17 protein-coding genes and 1 tRNA gene are annotated in these 16,347 nt (G+C 67.5%); 8 read left to right on the forward strand and 10 right to left on the reverse strand.

The annotated features are described in order from the left end of the window. Positions 1–30: 30 nt before the first annotated feature. The 4 genes from C563_RS0102870 to C563_RS0102885 are packed head-to-tail and all read right to left on the reverse strand — an operon-like array spanning position 31 to position 4,525. The gene (locus C563_RS0102870) at positions 31–1,401 is read right to left on the reverse strand and encodes an MFS transporter (RefSeq protein WP_231369835.1); all 1,371 of its coding nucleotides are present in this window, start codon (positions 1,399–1,401) and stop codon (positions 31–33) included. A 5-nt stretch (positions 1,402–1,406) separates the two neighbouring features. After that, complete coding sequence (locus C563_RS0102875) at positions 1,407–1,913, reverse strand: winged helix-turn-helix transcriptional regulator (RefSeq protein WP_026264312.1); 507 nt, start codon at positions 1,911–1,913, stop codon at positions 1,407–1,409. A gap of 52 nt (positions 1,914–1,965) precedes the next feature. Further along, positions 1,966–3,129: a cystathionine gamma-synthase gene (locus C563_RS0102880; protein ID WP_018760526.1), complete on the reverse strand. Its 1,164-nt coding sequence runs from the start codon at positions 3,127–3,129 to the stop codon at positions 1,966–1,968. A 10-nt stretch (positions 3,130–3,139) separates the two neighbouring features. Then, positions 3,140–4,525 carry a cystathionine beta-synthase gene (locus tag C563_RS0102885; protein WP_018760527.1) on the reverse strand — a complete coding sequence of 462 codons (1,386 nt, stop codon included), beginning with the start codon at positions 4,523–4,525 and terminating at the stop codon, positions 3,140–3,142. Positions 4,526–4,587: 62 nt separating this feature from the next. Between C563_RS0102885 and C563_RS0102890 the strand changes: the two genes are divergently transcribed. Further along, on the forward strand, positions 4,588–5,772 hold the full coding sequence (locus C563_RS0102890) for an SLC13 family permease (RefSeq protein ID WP_018760528.1): 1,185 nt from the start codon (positions 4,588–4,590) through the stop codon (positions 5,770–5,772). A 21-nt stretch (positions 5,773–5,793) separates the two neighbouring features. Here C563_RS0102890 and C563_RS0102895 read toward each other — a convergent pair whose 3' ends face one another. Further along, on the reverse strand, positions 5,794–6,207 hold the full coding sequence (locus C563_RS0102895; RefSeq protein WP_018760529.1) for a VOC family protein: 414 nt from the start codon (positions 6,205–6,207) through the stop codon (positions 5,794–5,796). Between the two features lie 136 nt (positions 6,208–6,343). On the opposite strand from C563_RS0102895, the gene C563_RS0102900 reads away from it, so the two are divergent. The 4 genes from C563_RS0102900 to C563_RS0102915 all read left to right on the forward strand — a co-directional run bounded on the left by C563_RS0102900 (position 6,344) and on the right by C563_RS0102915 (position 10,040). Further along, the gene (locus C563_RS0102900) at positions 6,344–7,327 is read left to right on the forward strand and encodes a DNA-3-methyladenine glycosylase family protein (protein ID WP_026264314.1); all 984 of its coding nucleotides are present in this window, start codon (positions 6,344–6,346) and stop codon (positions 7,325–7,327) included. A 105-nt stretch (positions 7,328–7,432) separates the two neighbouring features. Then, positions 7,433–8,023, forward strand: a complete 591-nt coding sequence (locus C563_RS0102905; protein ID WP_018760531.1) for a hypothetical protein — start codon at positions 7,433–7,435, stop codon at positions 8,021–8,023. Positions 8,024–8,091: 68 nt separating this feature from the next. Further along, positions 8,092–9,585, forward strand: coding sequence for a hypothetical protein (locus C563_RS0102910; protein ID WP_018760532.1), 1,494 nt, complete (start codon positions 8,092–8,094; stop codon positions 9,583–9,585). 137 nt (positions 9,586–9,722) lie between these two features. Further along, positions 9,723–10,040, forward strand: a complete 318-nt coding sequence (locus C563_RS0102915; RefSeq protein WP_018760533.1) for a hypothetical protein — start codon at positions 9,723–9,725, stop codon at positions 10,038–10,040. Here the strand turns inward: C563_RS0102915 and C563_RS0102920 are convergent, their stop codons facing one another. Beyond that, positions 10,041–11,717: an AMP-binding protein gene (locus C563_RS0102920; protein WP_018760534.1), complete on the reverse strand. Its 1,677-nt coding sequence runs from the start codon at positions 11,715–11,717 to the stop codon at positions 10,041–10,043. 102 nt (positions 11,718–11,819) lie between these two features. Between C563_RS0102920 and C563_RS0102925 the strand changes: the two genes are divergently transcribed. Continuing rightward, positions 11,820–12,098 (forward strand): putative quinol monooxygenase, encoded by a 279-nt coding sequence (locus C563_RS0102925; RefSeq protein ID WP_018760535.1) that lies wholly within the window; start codon positions 11,820–11,822, stop codon positions 12,096–12,098. A 62-nt stretch (positions 12,099–12,160) separates the two neighbouring features. Here the strand turns inward: C563_RS0102925 and trxA are convergent, their stop codons facing one another. Both trxA and C563_RS0102935 read right to left on the reverse strand, forming a co-directional pair. Then, positions 12,161–12,598: a thioredoxin gene (trxA, locus tag C563_RS0102930; RefSeq protein ID WP_018760536.1), complete on the reverse strand. Its 438-nt coding sequence runs from the start codon at positions 12,596–12,598 to the stop codon at positions 12,161–12,163. Between the two features lie 93 nt (positions 12,599–12,691). Then, positions 12,692–13,246: an acyl-CoA thioesterase gene (locus tag C563_RS0102935; RefSeq protein WP_018760537.1), complete on the reverse strand. Its 555-nt coding sequence runs from the start codon at positions 13,244–13,246 to the stop codon at positions 12,692–12,694. A gap of 72 nt (positions 13,247–13,318) precedes the next feature. On the opposite strand from C563_RS0102935, the gene C563_RS0102940 reads away from it, so the two are divergent. Continuing rightward, positions 13,319–14,053 carry a potassium channel family protein gene (locus tag C563_RS0102940; protein ID WP_018760538.1) on the forward strand — a complete coding sequence of 245 codons (735 nt, stop codon included), beginning with the start codon at positions 13,319–13,321 and terminating at the stop codon, positions 14,051–14,053. A 340-nt stretch (positions 14,054–14,393) separates the two neighbouring features. Further along, positions 14,394–15,419, forward strand: coding sequence for a LysM peptidoglycan-binding domain-containing protein (locus C563_RS0102945; RefSeq protein ID WP_018760539.1), 1,026 nt, complete (start codon positions 14,394–14,396; stop codon positions 15,417–15,419). Between the two features lie 248 nt (positions 15,420–15,667). Here the strand turns inward: C563_RS0102945 and C563_RS0102950 are convergent. Beyond that, positions 15,668–15,749: transfer RNA gene (locus C563_RS0102950), tRNA-Tyr, on the reverse strand. 170 nt (positions 15,750–15,919) lie between these two features. After that, positions 15,920–16,174: a hypothetical protein gene (locus tag C563_RS0102955; RefSeq protein ID WP_026264315.1), complete on the reverse strand. Its 255-nt coding sequence runs from the start codon at positions 16,172–16,174 to the stop codon at positions 15,920–15,922. Positions 16,175–16,347: the final 173 nt, after the last annotated feature.

A 16,347-nucleotide genomic window follows, 5' to 3' on the forward strand; every position in this document is an offset into this window, starting at 1 on the left:
CAGCCTAGCGCCGCCTTGTGGGGCGCTGGTTCAGGCCGCAGCCGGCTCCGCTGCCCGCGAACTCCGGTCCCGGCGGATGGTGGCGCTGATGATCGCAGCGATGGTGCACATGGCCGCCGCACCCAGCCAGGCGTAGGTGTAGTGCCCGGTGGCATCCCGCAGGGCTCCGGCGGCGATGGCCGCCGCGGCGGCGCCGAGCTGGTGGGCCGCGAACACCCAGCCGAAGACCACGCTGCCGTCCGCACCAAACGTTTCGCGGCAGATGGCGGCCGTGGGGGGAACGGTGGCTACCCAGTCCAGGCCGTAGATCACCACGAAGACGATCATGCTGGGCTGGACCTCGGCGTTCAGCAGCAATGGCAGCACCAGCAGGCCGATGCCGCGGAACTGGTAGTAGACGGCCAGCAGGACGCGGGGATTGAACCTGTCGGTCAGCCAGCCGGAGGCGATGGTGCCGATGATGTCGAAGATCCCGACGACGGCGAGCAGTCCCGCGGCCGTGGTTTCGGGCATGCCGTGGTCGTGCGCGGAGGGGATGAAGTGGGTGCCGATCAGCCCGTTGGTGGTGGCTCCGCAGATGGCGAAACCTGCCGCCAGCGCCCAGAACGTCCGGACTTTGATGGCCCGGCGGAGGACCTGGAGGGCGCGGACGGCGGCGTTGGCGCGGGGCCCGTCCGCGGCTGCGGGGACTTTGGCTCCGTCCGGCATCACGGTGTCCGCGGGCACCGGGGGCACCGGGGGCAGGGCACCGTACGGCAACACCCCGACGTCGGCGGGCGAGTTCTTGAGGAACTTCAGCACCAGCGGGACCACGGCGAGGGCGCCCGCGGCGATCAGCAGGGATGCCTGCCGCCAGCCGGGGTCCTGTGCCAGGAGGGCGATGAACGGCAGGAAGACGAGCTGGCCGGCGGCGCTGCCGGCGGTCAGGATGCCGATGACCAGCCCGCGGTTTTTGGTGAACCAGGTGTTGGCGATGGTGGCCGCGAAGACCAAGGCCATGGAACCGGTGCCGAGGCCGATCAGCAGGCCCCAGGTCAGCAGGATCTGCCAGGACTGGTTCACCAGCACCGTCAAGGCGCTGCCGAGGCCGATCAGGACCAGGGCTGTTGCCGTGACGGCGCGGATGCCGAACCGTTCCATCAGGGCGGCGGCGAACGGTGCGGTCAGGCCGAACAGGACAAGGTTGATGCTGACCGCAGCCGACAGGACCGTGGTGGACCAGCCGAACTCCTGCTGGAGCGGGACCATGAGCACCCCGGGGGCCGCCCGGAATCCAGCCGCCCCGACCAGCGCAAGGAACGCCACGGCGGCGACGATCCATGCCGGGTGCAGCCGGCGGCGCCGGACCGTGTCCGGCCCGGCGGCGGCTTCGGCGGGTAGTTCGGCTGCTTCCTCGGGCAGGGTGCTCACGCGGCCGTTCCCTCCCGGGCTGCGGTGGACAACCGGATGGGCTGCTCGGACCGTGACCGGCTGTGCCAGCTGGTGTTCGCGGCGGTGAGCCGTTCCCCGCACCTCGTGCAGGTGTCGGCCGAGGTGGTGGGTTTCCCGCAGCCCGAATGGATGACGTACAGGTGGGCCTGCTCCGAGGGCGCGGGCAGGTGCTTCTCCGCCCAGATGGTGACCGCGTTCAGGACCGGGAGTGCGTCTTCACCCATGGCGGTGAGCACGTATTCCTGGCGGGTACGGCCGCCGTCGTCGTACGGCTTCTTCTCCAGCAGCCCGGACTCAACCAGACCCGCGAGCCGCTTGGTGAGGACCGAGTCGGCCACTTCGAGGCGGGCCTTCATGGGGTCGAACCGGCCGTTCCCGAAGAAGACCTCGCGCAGGACCAGGACGGACCAGGGGTCGCCCAGGATGTCCAGGCCGCGGGCCATGCTGCAGGTGCGTTGGGACCAGTCAGATCGGAGAGGCATACGGGAACCCTAGCTGACTTTCTTCAAGAAAGCCAGGGTTCCCCTGCCGCCGCTACGGTATTGCGGAAAAGGCTTGGTCGAGGTCGGCGATGAGGTCCTCGACGTCCTCGATGCCGCAGGACAGGCGCAGCAGGTTGACCGGAACTGCCAGCTCGGTACCTTTCACCGAGGCGTGGGTCATCTCTGACGGGTAGTTCATGAGCGATTCGATGCCGCCGAGCGATTCGGCCAGGGTGAACACGGTGGTGGACTCCGCCACCTTCCGGGCCGCGGCTTCACCGCCCTTGAACTGCACGGACACCATGCCGCCGAACTTGCGCATCTGCGTCCTGGCGAGTTCGTGGCCGGGGTGCGTCGGCAGGCCCGGGTACAGCACAGCCTCCACTTCAGGACGCTCCAGCAGCCACTCGGCCACCGCCTGGCCGTTCTCGCTGTGCCGGTCCATGCGCACGCCAAGCGTCTTCAGCCCCCGGGTGGTCAGGAAGGCGTCCATCGGCCCGGAAACCGCACCTACCGCGAACTGCACGAAACCGATCTTCTCCGCCAGCTCCGCGTCCTTCACCACCACGGCGCCGCCCACCACATCCGAGTGTCCGCCAATGTACTTGGTGGTGGAGTGGACCACCACGTCGGCACCGAGGGCCAGCGGGTTCTGCAGGTAGGGCGAGGCGAAGGTGTTGTCCACCACCAGCAGGGCGCCGGCGGCGTGGGCGATATCCGCGAGCGCGGCGATGTCCGTGATCTTCATCAGCGGGTTGGAGGGGGTCTCCACCCACACGAAGCGCGTCTTGTTGGCAGCGACGGCGCTGCGGACGGTGTCCAGGTTGGCCATGTCCACCGGGGTGTTGCCGATCCCCCAATCGCCCAGCACGCGGCTGATCAGCCGGTAGGTGCCGCCGTACGCGTCGTTGCCGAGCACGATGTGGTCGCCCGGGCGGGTGAGGGCACGGATAAGGGCGTCCTCCGCAGCCAGGCCTGAGCTGAAGCTGTAGGCGTGCGTCCCGAGTTCCAGGGCGGCAAGCTGTTCCTGCAGGGCGTCCCGGGTGGGGTTGCCGCCGCGGCCGTACTCGTAACCGCTGCGCAGGCCGCCGATGCCGTCCTGGGCGTAGGTGGAACTGAAGTGCAACGGGGGGACCACGGCGCCGGTACGGGGCTCGAAAGCCTGGCCGGCGTGGACGGCCCGGGTGTTGAAGCCTTGGTTCTCAGAGGCAGTCATGGGTGCTCCTTTAGTTGCTCAGGTAGGCCAGCAGGTCGTGCCGGGTGAGGATTCCCACGGGCGCGCCCACAAACGTGACCATCAGGGTATCCGTGTCCGAGAGCAGCTCCCTGGCGGCGGAGATGGTTTCCAGCGACCCGATCACGGGCAGCTTGGGGCCCATGTGTTCGGAAATCTTGTCCGTCAGCTTCGCTTCGCCGCGGAACAGCTTGGCGGTCAGCGTTCGTTCGTCCACGGCACCCAGGACCTCACCCATGACCACGGGCGGTTCCTGCGAGAGGACCGGGATGTGGCTGACGCCGAACTCGGTCATGATGTTGATGACGTCCCGCACGGATTCGTTGGGGTGGATGTGTACCAGGTCCGGAAGTTCGCCGGTCTTGGACTTGATGACCTCACCCACCGACGTTTCCTCGCCCCCGGAGAGGAAGCCGTAGGAGCGCATCCACTGGTCGTTGAAGATCTTCGCCAGGTATCCGCGGCCCGAGTCGGGCAGGATGACCACGACGACGGCACTTTCGGGCAGGTCCCGCGCCGCCTTGAGCGCTGCCACCACCGCCATGCCGGAGGAACCGCCCACCAGCAGGCCTTCCTCCCGCGCCAGGCGCCGGGTCATGGCGAAGGAGTCGGCGTCGCTGACGGCGATCACGTCGTCGGGGATGGACTTGTCGTAGTTGCCGGGCCACATGTCCTCGCCCACGCCCTCGACGAAGTAGGGCCGCCCGGTGCCGCCCGAGTAGACCGAGCCCTCGGGGTCGGCGCCGATGATCCGGACCACGCCGCCGTCGGACTCCGGCCGGTCAGCCGAAACTTCCTTCAAATAGCGGCCGGTCCCGGTGATGGTGCCGCCGGTGCCGGCGCCGATGACGCAGTGCGTGATCCTGCCGTCGGTATCACGCCAAATCTCAGGGCCGGTGGTCTTGTAGTGGCTGCCCGGAGCGGCGGGGTTGGAGAACTGGTCCGGCTTGTAGGCACCGGGTGTCTCCCGGGTGATCCGGTCCGAGACGCCGTAGTAGCTTTGCGGGCTCTCCGGCGGGACCGACGTGGGCGTGACCACCACTTCGGCGCCGTAGGCCTGCAGCACGGCCCGCTTGTCCTCGCCCACCTTGTCCGGGACCACGAAGATGCACTTGTAGCCCTTTTGCTGCGCCACCAGGGCCAGGCCCACGCCGGTGTTGCCGGACGTCGGCTCCACGATGGTGCCACCCGGCTTCAGCTTGCCTTCGCGTTCGGCATCCTCGATCATCTGCGCCGCGATGCGGTCTTTAATGGAACCGCCGGGGTTCAGGTACTCCAGTTTGACCAAAATGGTGGCCTTGATGCCCTCGGTCACGTGGTTGAGTTTGATGAGCGGCGTATTGCCGATGAGGTCCAGGATGGACTGGGCGTACTTCATAGATACAAAGCTACCGCTTACTGCAGGCTGTTCCCCGCCCGGGATGCGAGGATAGCCCGGTGATGCAGTTCGCATGGCTGAAAGCCACCCGCAGCTACCTGCTGCCCGGCGCAACCCTGGCGGCAGGCCTGGCCACCCTCGCCGTCGGCGCCCTCCCCGTCCCGGCCTTCGGCGAACTGGCCGGACGCACCATTCCCATCCTGGCTTTCGTGCTGGCCATGTCCCTGGTGACCGAACTGGTGGACGAGGCAGGACTTTTCCGCGTGGTGACGGACCGGTTGGCGGCGCTGGGCAGGGGCAGCGTTTTCACCCTCTGGCTGTTGGTGGTGGCCGTGGCCACGGTGGCCACGGTGTTCCTGTCCCTGGACACCACCGCCGTGCTGGTGACACCCGTGGTTGTCCTCCTGGCTGTCCACGCCCGGATCCCTCCACTGCCGTTCGCACTGACCAGCATCTGGCTGGCGAATACGGCCTCACTCCTGCTGCCCGTCTCCAACCTGACCAACCTCCTGGCCCAGGACCGGCTTGGCCTGAGCCCCTGGCGCTTCGCGGGACTGGTCTGGGCGCCCGCCGTCGTGGGACTGCTGGTCCCCCTCGTCCTGCTCTGGTTGGCGTTCCGGCGGGAGCTGCGCGGAACCTACGGGCCGCAGCCAACGCATCCCGTCCGTGACCGCACCCTGTTGAAGGCCGCCGCCGTGACGCTCCTGGTCCTGCTCCCGGCCCTGGTCTCAGGCGTCCCGGTCCAGTACCCCGCCCTTGCCGCGGCGGCGGTCCTGCTGGCGGTCTTCCTGCACCGCAGGCCCTCGGCCCTGCGGTGGTCCATGGTCCCGTGGCGGCCGCTGATGCTGACAGTGGGCCTGTTCATGCTGATGGAAACGCTGCACGCACACGGGCTGACCACGCTGCTGGCAGGCATCGCCGGATCGGGCGACGGACTGCCGGCACTCCTGCAACTGGCCGGGCTGGGCGCGGGGGCGGCCAACGCCGCGAACAACCTTCCCGCCTACCTGGCCCTGGAGCCGGTGGCCGGATCTCCGGCCAGGCTGGCCGCCCTGCTCATCGGCGTGAACCTGGGCCCGCTGGTGAGCCCCTGGGCTTCGCTGGCCACGCTGCTGTGGCATGAGCGCCTGCGGGTACTGAACGTCCCTGTCAGGTGGGGCGGGTTTGCGGTGGCCGGGCTGGTGGCAGTCCTGCTGACGGTGCCGCTGGCCGTGCTGGCGCTGTGGCTGGTTTCCGGGATGCCCTGACGGCTCGTCTTTCCAGGGTGCTCAGGCGCCGTCCGGGGTCCCGGTGGCCTGCGGCGCGAGGTTCTGCCAGAGCCCCATCACGTTGCCCTCGGAATCCTGGAAGTATGCCGTGTAGCCCATGCCGGGGATCTCGTTCCTGGGCATGACCACTGCACCGCCCAACTCCTCCACCGTCTTCAGTGTGGCGTTGATGTCCGGAACATCCACGGTGATGACGGGAGCGGTGATCCGTCCTTCCCTGGCCATCATTCCGCCGTTGATCGCCCCGGGCGTGGTTGGCTGCCCGGTGGCCGCATCCATGTCCGTGGTGATGACCATGGTGTAGTCCATCCCCGGCACCGGTTCCATCCGCCACCCCAGGGCTTCCTGGTAGAACTTCATTGCCCGCTCAGGGTCGTCCGCGGGAATCTCAAAATGCACTGCTCCGCCCACCATGGCCTCCTGGTTCTCGACGGCACGGCTTATGGGCAGCCGCTGCCCGTGCGCCAGCAGTGATCCTAGTCCCGGGCTGCGACGCGGAGAAGGGCCGATGGTCCCGCCGGTGTCGGTGGGCCGTGGGACCATGGAAGACATGACCATCGCAGACGCACCTCCCCGGCTGGCGGCCGCCGCGGACGTGTCCCTGCGCTGGTATCCGGAGGCGCCCTACAGCTTGTCCCGGACCCTTGGACCGCTGCTGCGGGGCAACAGCGATCCGTCTTTCTGCGTCCAGGGCGACGTGATCTGGAATGCCTTTACGTCCCCCACCGGCCCGGCCACCCTGCGGCTGTCCCCCGCGGGCGGCGAAGCGGGCGGCCCCTGGGTGGACGTCCAGGCATGGGGCCCGGGTGCTGCGGCCGCGGTCCAGGCAGCACCCCGGCTGTTGGGGGCCGACGACGACTGGCGGGATTTCGACGAACCCGCCTTCCATGCCACGCTGCCCCGCATGGTCCGGGAGGCACGCCGGCGCAGCCAGGCGCTGCGCCTGCCCGCGAGCGGCCGCATGGTGGACCAGTTGGTGCCCATCATCCTGGAACAAAAGGTGACGGTGGTGGAGGCCCGGCGCGCCTACCGGTACCTGGTCCACCGCTACGGGACGCCGGCCCCGAGCGCGGGGGCCTCCACTCCGGCAGGACTCATCGTGGCGCCAACGGCGGCCCAATGGCTGCAGGTCCCCAGTTGGGAGTGGCACAAGGCCGGCGTGGGTCCCCAGCGTTCCGCCACCGTCATGCGGGCGCTGCGCTCCGCCGCCGCCCTGGAGCGGCTGGCAGCGTCGCCGGCCGCGGAAGCCGCAGAAAAAATGCAGGTGATTCCCGGGATTGGAGTCTGGACCGCCGCCGAGGTGGTGCAGCGCACCCACGGCTGCCCGGACTCCATCGCCGTGGGCGATTACCACCTGGCGGCCTACATCGGGGCCGCGCTCACGGGGCGCAGGACCGACGACGCCGGCATGATCCAACTGCTGGAACCCTGGCGCGGGCACCGGCAGCGGGTGGTGCGGATGATCCAGAGCACCGGTTACCGCAAGCCCACTTTTGGCCCGCGCATGACTATCCAGGACCACCGCCGGCGCTAAAACCCTCCGCGGCAGGTCAACCGGTGCTTGATCCGGACCGGGATGGGTAAGGCTAGGGTGTGGCGTCCGGCCAGGCACGGCCGGACCACGAGTGAGAGGAACCCCATGAGCTCCGATCCACGACGCACCAACCACGCCGGCGGAGAACCCCTGGACGTGGATCCAACCGGGCAAGACCCCGCGGTGGTGGACCCGGAGGCGCACGATCCTGACGGGGATGCCAAACTGAAGCTGCAACTGGCCATCTTCGACGTGATTCGCCGCGGGGCCACGGGCAAGAGCCTTGACGAAATCCGGGAGATGCTGCTGACCGCGTTCGCAGCGCGGGACGTTGCCCCACCACCGTTCACCTGGGTGGAGTCGGCGGCGTCCTCTGCGTTTTACGGTGAGCCCTACATCATCGACTACCCAACTGCCATCGCCGCCGACGATCTGGAGGCTGCCCCCGATGAGGCGGTGCGGGAGCGGCTGGCCGCCCGACGGAAACTGCGCGGGACCCAACTGCCGCAGGGAATCCTTCCGGCACCGTCGGAGTGGCAGATTCCCGCCAACGAGGTGACCGGCGGCGGGACGCGGCAGGCCACCCAGGCCGGAAGGAACGGGGCAGCGGTCCTGGCCTTGGTCGCACTGGCGGCGGGCGCCGTCGCCGTTGTGGCGCTACGGCTGTCCCGCCGCCCAACCGGCCGCAGTAGCTAGCGGGCAGTTCTCCCCATGCCTCCGGCGGGGCGCCTCGCGTAAGCTTGCGCCTGGATATTGGGGGAATAATGGCAGGCATTTACGGGGCGGACGTCGCCCAACTTCGCGCCCTGGGGAAGGCCCTTACCGCCTCCTCCGCGCGCTTGATGTCCACTGCCACGGCGCTGTCGAGGAACGTGGGCGAGCCAGGCACCTGGAAAGGGGCCGACGCCGAGGGGTTCCGGAACGACTGGAATGGCACGCACAGCCTCCTGCTGGGCCGCGTCATTGAGGCCCTTGCGGACGCAGGGAAGGCAGCCGCACGGCACGCGGACGAGCAGGAACGCGCCAGCGGCGCCGGTGGCGCGGCAGGCCGGACCAGTTCGGCCGGGGGCCCTCCCGGCACGGCCGCCGGGGATGCGACGTCCGATTACCTGACCGGCGGGGAGCATTCCGTGGTGCGCCACCCCGACCGCGGCGAAGCGAACCTTTCGGCGCCCGAACTGGACTGGCTCCGGGGCTTGGTCAGGGACGCTGCGTCGGGCGACAACTTCTTTGTGGGCAACGATTCGGACGTCAACAAGCTCCGTGACGCCTTGACCGGGCTCAAACCTGCCCAGCTGAACCAGTTGCTGGAGTCGTTAACCGATGATGAGCTCCGAAGCCTGGGCAGCGGCGCGGCGGCCGACGGCAAGGGACTGTTCAACTGGGAGGGAACCACGCCTTTCGAACGTCAGCAACTGCTGGACCCGTTCCTGTCCAAGGCGTCAGCAGAGCAGGTGGGGCGCCTGAAGGACCTCATCCCGTGGGCCCAGCCGGACGGGCAGGCCATGGGAGATGCAGCGAGGCCTGATGGCCCTGAGGCCAGCAGCACGGACCGGTGGATGGAACCCAAGTGGCCGGTGATCGGACAACGCCCGGGCACTGGCGACATCAGGCAGGGGCAGTACGGGGACTGCGTGGTTTTGGCCGCCGCCGGGGCCATGGTCAATGCCGATCCGGGCTGGGCCCGCGAGCACGTAACGGATAACGGCAACGGCACGGTTTCCGTCCTGCTGTTCGACAAGAACGGAGAGGAGCAGTGGGTGACCGTCACCTCGGACCTGCCGGCAAACAGCAATGGCGCACAGATGGGAGCCAAAGCAGGGTTTGGCGGCAACTGGCCTGCCTATGTTGAGAAAGCGCTGGCCCAGGTTTACACCGAGGACGACAGAAACGACGGGACAGCGGAAGGGGCGCCCCCGGACCAGGCGTACCCGCCAGGGAACTACCGCGCCATTGAAGGCAACTGGGGTCCCGACGCATTCCAGTATTTGGCGGGACCGGACGTGGAACGCACCGATGACGCCGGGAAGCTGTGGGAAGCGGCCCGCAGGGGACGCCCGGCCTTGGTCACAACACTGGGTGAAACGCCGGAGGAGGCGCCCAACGGATACCATGCCGGCCACGCCTATTTCGTGACCGGAGTTGACGAGCGGGGGAACATCGTCCTTCAAAATCCATGGGGCCCTTCCGAGCCGCGCATGCAGATCTCGCAGGACGAATTCAGCAGGCTCTTCAGCGATGCCACGGTGGCGGGCTGATGCCGCGTCCCGCCCTGCGGCTTCGCAGCCGCGTTCTCGCCTGCACGGTTTTGCCTCTGGCACTCACTCTGAGCGGCTGCTCCACCTCCGCGGAGCCGTCCCAACCGCACTCATCCCAAGCCTCAAAGGAGCCAACCATGACGTCAACGGCAAGCTGCACCCACGCTGGAACTTACCGGATCATCCCGTCTGCAAATGGCTCTTTTCCGCTTCTGCCGGACTCCCCACGGGGCCCGGACGCCACACCGCTCGTGCGACTGTCCAGCACACACCTGAAGAATGACCCGCCGACGGCGGACCTGTCGGTAGCCTTGTTCGAGGTCACCGGCGCGGCATCGAAGGACTTTCCGGGATTGGCACTCGGGCAGGAAGCCACCTTTGACGGCTACACCGTCCGGATCACCTCGATTTGCGAGGGCGAAGTCCGATTCGACCTGGTGCAGCAGCCCGGCTAGTCAGAGCCCCAGCCGCGCCACCGCTTCCTCCCGCATCTGGACTTTGCGGATCTTCCCGGAAACCGTCATGGGGAAGTTCTCCCGGACCTCCACGTAGCGGGGAATCTTGAAGTGCGCCAGCCGGCCGCGGCAGAACTCAGCCACTGCCGCCGCGTCCAGTGGCTCCGCTCCGGGTTTGAGGATGATGCAGGCCATCAGTTCCTCGCCATATTTCGGATCCGGGACCCCGATGACCTGGACGTCCTGGATGGACGGGTGGGAATACAGGAACTCCTCAATCTCGCGCGGGTAGATATTCTCGCCCCCGCGGATCACCATGTCCTTGATCCGGCCTTCCACCACCACATAGCCGTCGTCGTCCATGCGGGCCAGGTCGCCGGTGTGCATCCAACCTTCCGCGTCGATGGCCTCGGCGGTCTTGTCCGGCTGGTTCCAGTATCCAGCCATGACGGCGTAACCGCGGGTGCAGAGTTCTCCGATCTGCCCGCGTTCAAGGTCTTCACCGGTGGCAGGATCCACGATCTTGCTTTCAAGTTGCGGCATGGTGCGGCCCACGGTCTCGGTGCGCTGGTGCAGCGTGTCGCCCTTGCGCGTCATGGTGGACACCGGGGACGTTTCGGTCATGCCGTAGCAGATGGCCACATCCACCATGTTCATCTCGGAAATCACCCGGTTCATCACCTCGATGGGGCACAGCGAGCCGGCCATCACCCCGGTCCGGAGCGTCGAAAGGTCATAGGAGCCGAAGTCCGGGAGTGCCAGCTCGGCGATGAACATGGTGGGCACCCCGTACAGCGACGTGCCGGCAAAGTCCTGCACGGCCTCGAGTGCGGCGGCAGGCGAGAAACCGCGCCCGGGGATGATGGTGGCGGCCCCGTGGCTGAGCGCGTTCAGGTTGCCGATCACCATGCCGAAGCAGTGATAGAACGGCACGGGGATGACCACCCGGTCGTGCTCGGTGTACCCCAGCAACTCGCCGATCGCGTAGCCGTTGTTGAGGATGTTGTGGTGGGTCAGCGTGGCGCCTTTGGGGAATCCCGTGGTACCGGAGGTGTATTGCAGGTTGATGGGATCATGCGGGCTGAGCTCAGCCATCCGGGCCTTCAGGGCAGCGTGCCCGACGTCGTCCGCCCGCTTGAGCAGTTCAGCGTACGTGAGTTCCGCGCCGCCTTGGGGGCTGCCGGCCGACAGCCCGTCCAGGCCATGGTCCGGCAGGAAGACGAGTTCCTTCAGGTCCGGGCACGCGGCCAGGGCCTGGCGGGCCATGCCGACATAGTCGCTGTTGCTGTCCGATGGCGCCGTGACCAGCATGCGCATGCCGTTTTGCTTGACGACGAATTCGAGTTCGTGGCTGCGGTAGGCGGGGTTGACGTTGACCAGGATCACGCCGGCTTTGGCGGTGGCGTACTGCAGGAGCGTCCATTCGGCGCAGTTGGGGCTCCAGATGCCCACCCGCTCCCCCTTGGCGACACCCAGGGCGAGGAGCGCACGCGCCAGTCGGTCGACGTCGTCGTTCATCTTGGTGTAGCTCCAGCGCCGGGCATCGGCGCCGGGCACGGGCGCGGCCTCGATCAGCGCGTCATGCAGCGGAAAGTGCGCGGCGACGCGCTCGAAATTCGCGCCAATGGTTTCTTCCAGGAGCGGGACGTCAGTGTCCCCGGCTGTATATGCACGCATGGTGGAACGCTACCAACAGGATCCCGGCGGGAGAAGGAAGGCGGGGCCGGACTCGGCCGCAACGCACGAGACGGACCGGCGGCGCCCGGTATTGTGAAAACCATGAGTGCACCCATTGACCTGATAGCAACGTTCATTCCCAACGACGGCGAGTTCTTCCGCGTCAAACTTGCCCTGGAAATCGCAATTGATGAGGTGGTGAATGAACCGGGCTGCATCCGTTACGAGCTGACCGAAGCCACGGAGGAGAAGCTGGTGCTGACCGAGCAGTGGGCGTCCCAGGAAGAGCTGGACAAGCACTCCAAGGGCACCGCGGTGCAGGACCTGAACGAATCGCTGAGCGCACTGCTGGCCGAACCGGTCAAGGTGGAACGCGTCTAGGGACGTATTAACGCACACTGCGGGACCCCGGACGGGGTCCCGCAGTGTGCGTTAATGAGGGTCTAGAAGTCGGGAATCTGGGTGCCGTCCTGTGGACCGCCCTGGGTGCCGGCGGGCTTCCCGGCCGCGGCAGCGGCTTCTTCCCGCTGGCGGGCCACATGCGCGTGGACCTCCTCCATGTCCAAGGCCTTAACCGCGTCCACCACCTGCTCCAGCTGCTGGGCGTTCAGGGCGCCGGGCTGCGAGAACACCAGCACCTTTTCACGGAAGGCCATCAGCGTGGGGATGGAGGTGATGCCTGCCTCCGCCGCCAGCTGCTGCTCTGCTTCGGTGTCCACCTTGGTGAACACGACGTCAGGGTGCTTCTCGGAAACGGCGGCGTAGGTGGGGCCGAACTGCTTGCAGGGGCCGCACCATTCTGCCCAGAAATCCACCAGGACAATGTCGTTGCCTTCGATCGTGGATGCGAACTGTTCACCTGTGATGTCAAGGGTAGCCATGCGACTACGCTACGCGCCCGGGGCTGTCCGTGTCGCGGGTGTTCGCTCCCCGCGTCATCGGGAATACCCGGCGTACGACGACGACACAACGGTTCAGCGGTAGGCATCCCACAGGTGCGGGGCGGGGGTGCGGCTGCCGGGGAGGGCGCTGGTAGCGCGCCATTCGTGGATCCATTCGGGCAGCACCAGGTCCGCCGGCGGGGCACCAAACTCCGCGATGATGTCTTCCTGGCTGACCGGGCCTCCTTTGGTGACCAGCCGGGTGGCGATGTAGGCACGTGCGTAAATCTCGCCGTCGGCCACCATGCGCTGCTCGAAGAAGATCGCCTTGGTGTCCAGCCCGATGACGCGGGTCTCGATGGTGTAGTCCTGCCACAGCTGCAGCGACTTGCGGAAGGCGATGGTTTCCGCGGAAACCACCGGGCTCCAGCCACGGCGGCGCATCCGCTTCCAGACGCCGCTGCGCACCATGAGGTCGAACCGGCCGAGGTCCATGAGGGAGAGGTACATGCCGTTGTTCACGTGCATGGCGATGTCGATGTCCGTGGGCAGGACCCGAAGTGGCAGCGACGAGGACTCCCACACGGAGACGGGCGCGCGCCGGGCGGAACGGAACAGCAGGAGGATGGTTCTCAGGAGCAGGTGCATGCCCCAATGCTACCCGCGGGTAACATGCTGGGCACCTGCTGTTGGCTGGGGCATCACCGTAGGATTTCCTGCATGACGCAGCAACGCTACCGCGATCTGGCGGAGTGGCCCCTGATGGCAACGGCACTGGTGTTCCTGGCAGCCTACGCGTGGCAGGTCATCGGCCGGCTTGAGGGCAGCGGCGCGGACTGGCTGGAAATGGTCATGTGGGTGACGTGGTGCGTGTTCGTGCTGGACTACGCGGCGAACCTGTGGCTGGCGGAGAACCGCCGGCAGTGGTTCATCCGCAACCTCCACGAGCTGGTCATCGTGGCGCTGCCGTTCTTCCGGCCGCTGCGCCTGCTGCGGCTGGTGACCCTGTTGTCAGTCCTGCACCGGACAGTGGGCGAAACGCTGCGCGGCCGGGTGGTTACCTATGTGGCCGGCTCCGCCGCCCTGCTGGTCTTCGTGGGCGCGCTGGCAGTCCTGGACGTGGAACAGTGGGCGCCGGACGCCAAGATCCTCACGTTCGGCGACGCCCTGTGGTGGGCCACGTCCACCATCACCACGGTTGGCTACGGGGACATGTATCCGGTCACGCCCATTGGCCGGCTGGTGGCGACCGCGCTGATGATGAGCGGGATTGCCGTGCTGGGCGTGGTAACGGCCTCCATCGCATCGTGGCTGGTCCAGCGGGTGGAGGACACAGCGGAATCGGTTGCCGAAGCCGTTGAAGAACCCATGCGGGTGGAAGTGGCGGAACTGGTGGCTGAGATCGCCCTGCTGCGCCGGGAAATCGCGGAACTGCGGGACCGCCGGGCGCCGTAGCAGCAAGTACCGCACGCTCCCGGCCTGAGTAGGGGCGCTGCCGGGGACGAGTACCGGTGCCGAAAACTCGGGTAATTCCTACTGGTGCCCGCTCGGTGGCCGGATTCCTAGACTCGGGATTCCTAGGACCACCACGCACCGGCAGGTGCACCGGGTTGCTTCCGGACGTTCCTGCCATCACGCGGAGCTCCGCATTTTCTGGGTATGCGGATGCCTCCATCTTGCGCCGCACGCGGCCTCGGCACCCGCCGGGGCCGGCGGTGCAACGGCATCGCGATCCGTCCTTGACCGTGGGCATGCACCGCATGTCCTGGCGGGACCGAACCCAGATGGGCCCCCCATGAACCAGCCTCTCCCCCCTTCCGACGGCACCAGCAGAAGCTTTGTCACCGACGAACCCCGGACGGACCTCACCACCGGACGTCCGGTCATCAGCAACAAGTTATGGGCCGGCATGGCCACGGCGGCCGTTGTGGCCGCGATGGGCATCGGCGCCATGGCTGCGCCGCCTGCGTCCCTCAGCGGAGGCACACCTGCGGCGGCGGTCCAGGTGGCGGCGGCCGCCGTTCCGTCGCCGGCTCCCGACGTTGACTCCGGCGAGGCAGCAGACTCCTCCGGAGAAAACGCACCCGATACTCCGGCCGCTGCGGCCGCGCCTGTGGCCGCGCCAGCTGCGGACGCAGCCCCGGCACCGGCAGCAGCCCCCGAACCGGCTCCAGCACCCGCTCCCGCACCGGCTCCAGCTCCGGCTCCAGCTCCCGAACCGGCGGGTGACCCCAACGTCTACACCGTGGTCTCTGGCGACACGGTGGGCGGGATTGCTGCCAGCCACGGAGTGGACATGAACGCCATGCTCGCCGCCAACGGCCTGGGCGCATACAGCATCATCTACCCGGGCCAAACACTGCTGCTGACCGGCCCCGCCATAGCGGTGGCCGCCCCGGCTCCGGCTCCAGCCGCCGCGCCCGCCCCGGCAGCAGCCCCGGCCCCCGCCCCCGCGGCGGCTCCCGCACCTGCGCCGGCACCGGCAGCACCCGCCGTACGCACCATCTACGTGGCAGGATCGGGCGGCCAGTCAATGGTGGACGCATGCATCGGCCCCATCCACTTCACCCCGAACGACGGGTACTCGCTGTTCATCACAGAGCACGACTTCTGCGGCGGCTGGGCGCGGTTCTCCGGAATAGGGGTGGGTGAGACCGTCAGCATCCCCGGCTACGGCACCTACACCGTGACCGGCCGCGGCACCGTCCCCAACCCCGGAACCACCAACGACGTGATTGCTGTCTTCGGCGGGTTCCCGCGGGCCATCCTGCAAACCTGCATCCCGGGCACCAGCACGATGCTCCTGATCGCGTTGAACTGACTGCACGTAAACCACGGCGCTGAACCGGGATTTCAGAAGCTTGTCCGCGGGTCCGAACCTTAACCGGCAGGATCCGCGGACAAGGCCATGGCGCTTCGCCGGAGGGTGAGTTCGGCGTCCTTCATTGGCGGCCCGGCCGTTGCGTGGTGTCGACGACGGTCCGGCGCCGCTTCCGGGCGTCCTCCGGACCTGCCCGGAGACACGAAAAAGCCTCCGGAACCTGAAGGTTCCGGAGGCTTTTCCAAGGGTGGCAGATGAGGGATTCGAACCCCCGTAGGCGTTGCCAGCTGATTTACAGTCAGCCCCCTTTGGCCGCTCGGGTAATCTGCCGAACTTCAAAAGAAGTACCCGCCGATGCAGTGTTCGGAGCGTCCGTTTCCGGTCCGTTCCGCTTCCAGTAACCGCGGGCAAGACAACTTTACAGAACTTCCGGCGAAGAATCGAATCGGGCCCTGCAGCACCCATAATCCCCTGGAATGACGGGAAAAGACGCCCCCCGGTCAGGCTTCACCCAGGATGCGCCCTGCGAGCTTGGCTTCGAAACTGAGCGCCTGCTCTGCGGTGATCTGGTTCAACTGCACCGCCCGCTGGAGGTCGGCCCGCACGCCGTCCATCCGCGAGGACGCGTCCGCCACCGGGCTCAAAACGATCGAGGCCGCCACCGCCGCAGCGGCCACCGAGGTTGCTGCCGTTGCCACCGCCCCGGCTGCTGCTGAGGTGGTCCGGGTGACGTAACGGGCGGCTTTGCGGTGCATGGTGTTCCCTTCGAGCATTTACAACTGCTCCAACTCTCGCCAGGGCGCCTTCGTTCCCGCGGTGCGTCCGCTGAGAGGGAACTGTGAATTCATCACCACCCCCGGGTGGGGCATCCGTATTAGGCTTGATGCCAGTGATCCCGGCCCTGTTACGCGCAGGGCTCCCATCAGGC

The organism is Arthrobacter sp. 135MFCol5.1, assembly GCF_000374865.1.
Taxonomy (GTDB): domain Bacteria; phylum Actinomycetota; class Actinomycetes; order Actinomycetales; family Micrococcaceae; genus Arthrobacter.